We start from the raw sequence: 3,326 nt of genomic DNA on the forward strand, positions 1-3,326 counted from the left end.
GCGCGGCGGCGAAGTCCGCGAACGCGTCCTTGGTCTTCGGTCCGGCGATCCCGTCGACGTCAAGGCCGTAGCCGCGGGCGTTCAGGAAGCGCTGCAGCGCCCTGATCGTGGCGGGTCCGACGTCTCCGTCGACGACGAGTGCGATATCGCCGTTATGGCCGTAATAGTTGAAGAACCTCTGCGCGGCCTTCCAGCTGTCGGTACCCAGCTGACCGTCGATCGTGCCGGGGTTGAAATTCCAATCACGCAGATAGCACTGCCACTTCTTCGCCTGGGTGGTGGTCAGCCCCAGGTTGTTCACCGCGAGCGTGCCGATCTCACCGGTTACCGCTTGCTGCTGGGCCGGCGCGGGGGCCGCCATGGCCGTGCCCGCGGTGGCCAGGCCGCCGGCGGCGATCCCGACCGCGGCGGTGGCACTGACGAGTGCCTTCGTGAGAGCTCGCATGCTGTTTTTCCCTCCGTTGACGTGCGATGAACGGAACCGACCTCACCGGCTGGCTCCGCAACGAGACTGCGGCTTCGGCGTGATGTCCGGCCACCGTTGAGGCAGAAGTGGCCTCATCCCGGGACGTCCCAGGCGCTGACCTGCTGAAACGTTTACCGCCGAGTCCTTACGGCGGGACGACCGCTAGCGGGCGATGGCCGATTCTGCAGGAGGGCGGCCCCTCGTTCGCCGTGACGGCTGACGCAGAATGAGGCCGGGACACGGGGGCCGGGCAGAACCCGCTGCATCCCTCCCGGCGCGGCTCCGTCGATGGCACGGTGTCAGGCGGCCATCGAATCAAAGTGAGGCACCCTGTTCCGCAGGGCACCGGACCACATCTGTTCAGTCCGTCGATCCAGAAGAGTGCCGCCATGACAACCCCCGCAGTGCCTCTCGTTGCCTCTCATTCCGCCGAAACTGATCGCGACGGACCTTGACGGCCGGGGCCGCCTTGACGGCGGCCGAGCAGGCCGGGATCTGCGTGGTGCTGGTCACGGGCCACCCGCCGCGCTCCGCACCGGAGTTGCTGGCCACCATCGGACCGCATCGGGCTGCCTGCCGCATTGCGCAGAAAGACAGGGCGGGGGACAGCGGCGTTGCGCAACCTGCGCCATCCGATTGCGCACGCCCTTCGCGGGACCGGTGACGGCGTCCTGTCCACCCCAACCCGCGCACCGGCTGCGCAGCCGGTGCGGGGCACTGCGCAGCGGATGCGCAACGCTGTGACCTGCATGGTGGGGCTCATGGTCGGGGGTGGTGGGGGACGTGGTCGGGCCTTTGGTCGGGATGCGGGCCACCGCTGCGCAATGGCCTGTTAGGGGTGGTGGCGCATGGGATGACCGCAGCTTGCGCAGAGCTATGGCCTGCTGTGGTCGCCCCATGAGTGCGGTCGCGCGGGGCGTTGCCGTGGGCTTTGCGCAGGCGGGTGCGCAGTGGTGACGGGGACCGGCGATTCCATCCAGCTGACTCTCTGGTCGGGGTCCTGTACGGGTCGCCATACGGGCGCTGACGGCCCGTTGCGGAGCAGGTCGACCAACGGGGCCGCCAGGACGGGGACGTCGCGCAGGAAGTCGGCCAGGCCCGGATCCCGGGTTGTTGCGCGCAGGGCCTGGGTCCTGGTCTCGATGCCGTCCGGGCCGGTGCCGTCCAGGACGAACAGCAGCCGCGGGAACAGCGGGTAGCGCCGCCGCCAGTCCTGCTGCGGCGGCTCCTGGCTGAAGGCCGGCCGGGGCCGCCCGACGGGTACCGGCGCGTACTGGTGCAGGCGGGCGTAGGCGTGGACTTTCGCGGCGAGGCGTTCGGGGCCCATGGTGGCCCGGTCGACTTCCACGAACGCCCGCAGCATCGACCAGCTGTCGCCGCTCTGGCTGCCGCTGCGGTAGTACAGGAGCGCGTCGGGGATGACCGCCTCGCCGCCGCCAATGGGGTGGTAGACCTCGGGGATCCAGTCGAGTGGCCGGCACAACTCGCCACGGCGGCGGGCGTCCTGGAGGAACGCGAGCCCGGTCTCCGTCACCGTCAGCCCGTGTCCGGCCCGCAGCCGCACGGCGGTCGGGTCGGAGGCCGTCTTGGGCGGCCGCCGCTCCCGCAGCTCCGGCCACTCGCAGGCGACCTGCACGCCGTACTGGGTGGGGAACCAGACCCGGGTACGTCCGGCCCGCGGCAGGGTGATCCGGTCGACCAGCCCCTCAGTGCGCAGTTTGGCCAGTCGGCACCTCGTCTGCTCGATCCGCACCCCCGGCGCGATCACCAGGTGCATTTGTTCGGTGGTGGCTATCTGGTACTGCGCCAGCACGGCCAGCGCCAGCCGGTCCCCGCCACCCGCGTCCACGTCGGTCATCACGGTTGCTCCCGCTTCGTATGGTGCGGCGCCGGGTCCTGGCGGACAAGGCCTATTCGTCCCGGGCGATCCGCGCCTGGTGCAGGCGTCATGGCATCGCTGTGACGATCCCTGAACGCTCTGACCAGGTCGCCAACCGTCTCCGTCGGGGCTCCCGAGGCGGCCGGCCACCCGCCTTCGACGCTGAAGCGTACAAACACCGCAACGTCGTCGAGAGGTGCTTCAACCGGCTCAAGCAGTTCCGCGCGGTAGCGACCCGCTTCGACAAGCTGGCGGACCGCTACGAGGCCGGACTCCGCCTTGCCTCGCTGATCCTCTGGCTCCGCGAGCCCGGGTCGGCAATGGCTTAGCGCCCGGGTGTCAGCTCGGTGAGCGCACCTGGTGGGGTCCCCAGCAGACCCAATCGGGACTGGAGTTCTGCTTCCTGTTCCTGCGTGACCTCAATCCACAGGGATGTTCCCGAGTCACTGGCACTGAAGACCAGCCGACCGTTCCGCCAGCCTTCAGCGTGGATCGTGTAAGGAACCAAGTCCGACAGCACTTCGAACTGCCCGTCATCCCGGACATCAATGTCGATCCCCATCCCAGGATCGGCACGCCTGGAGCGACTACCGCGCACGACCTCCTGCCGAGCCAGCAACGAGGCACGCTCATACGAGTGCAGAACCTCTGGCGGCCAGGCGTCGCCGCTGTAGGCGTCGATGTGCGCAGCGTCGATGCTCGAACGCAGCACATAGAGCGCTTCGCGATGAACACGCACAACGTCTGTAGGGCGAACTCCGTCCAAGAGTACGAGCTCCCGGACCCGGACGCCATCCTGACTGATCACATGAAGGACCCTCCCACATGCGACCAGTCGACTCCACAGAGAAAGCCGCGCAACATGATCATTATCAGACACGGCCTAGTAGGGCTTGGTCAGGTTCAGTCGCTGGTGGCGTGTCCGTTTGATGGGGCGGGCCGTTGACCGGGTGTGATGAGTGGGGAGTTGGCCGCGGTCCG

At 68.5% G+C, this 3,326-nt stretch carries 3 protein-coding genes and 1 pseudogene; 1 reads left to right on the plus strand and 3 read right to left on the minus strand.

Annotated features, from left to right (window positions below; translation table 11 throughout):
• Both KUM49_RS37730 and KUM49_RS37735 read right to left on the minus strand, forming a co-directional pair.
• Window positions 1–445: peptidoglycan-binding protein (locus tag KUM49_RS37730; RefSeq protein ID WP_217241486.1), on the minus strand; the 445-nt coding region annotated here is incomplete at its 3' end.
• 895 nt (window positions 446–1,340) lie between these two features.
• Entirely contained in the window at window positions 1,341–2,324 is a 984-nt protein-coding gene (locus KUM49_RS37735; RefSeq protein ID WP_217241487.1) for a replication-relaxation family protein, read from the minus strand.
• 26 nt (window positions 2,325–2,350) lie between these two features.
• Here KUM49_RS37735 and KUM49_RS37740 point away from each other — a divergent pair.
• Window positions 2,351–2,674: pseudogene (locus tag KUM49_RS37740) on the plus strand (transposase); the annotation flags it as partial.
• Here KUM49_RS37740 and KUM49_RS37745 read toward each other — a convergent pair.
• Window positions 2,671–3,111 (minus strand): hypothetical protein, encoded by a 441-nt coding sequence (locus KUM49_RS37745; RefSeq protein WP_217241488.1) that lies wholly within the window; start codon window positions 3,109–3,111, stop codon window positions 2,671–2,673. The pseudogene KUM49_RS37740 and the gene KUM49_RS37745 overlap by 4 nt on opposite strands.
• Window positions 3,112–3,326 lie beyond the last annotated feature (215 nt).

The organism is Streptomyces sp. AC555_RSS877 (assembly GCF_019049245.1).
Classification (GTDB): domain Bacteria; phylum Actinomycetota; class Actinomycetes; order Streptomycetales; family Streptomycetaceae; genus Streptomyces.